Source organism: Sabulibacter ruber, assembly GCF_017355955.1.
Lineage (GTDB): Bacteria > Bacteroidota > Bacteroidia > Cytophagales > Hymenobacteraceae > Nibribacter > Nibribacter ruber_A.
The window spans coordinates 1-291 of the sequence record NZ_JAFFID010000095.1 but is presented as its reverse complement, the minus strand read 5'-3'; the positions used below and the strand labels follow the sequence as shown (position 1 = coordinate 291).

1 protein-coding gene is annotated in these 291 nt (G+C 69.4%); it reads right to left on the bottom strand.

Translation table 11 applies throughout. The annotated features are described in order from the left end of the window. Positions 1 to 291: hypothetical protein (locus JT719_RS24600; protein ID WP_207436425.1), on the bottom strand; the 291-nt coding region annotated here is incomplete at both ends.

The following is a 291-nucleotide window of genomic DNA, read 5'->3' as shown; positions in this document are numbered from 1 at the left end:
GGGCGTTGGCGACGGCCTCCTCCAGCATGTGCTGGTACAGCTCGACGCCGACCTCCTTCACATGGCCGGACTGCTCCTCGCCCAGCAGGTTGCCCGCACCGCGGATGTCCATGTCGTGGCTGGCGAGCTGGAAACCGGCGCCGAGGCTGTCCAGGGTCTCGATCACGTGCAGCCGCTGCTGCGCCGTGCCCGACAGCGGCTTGTTCGGCGCGTAGGTGAGATAGGCGTAGCCGCGCAGCTTGGACCGGCCCACGCGCCCGCGGATCTGGTAGAGCTGCGCCAGGCCGAACA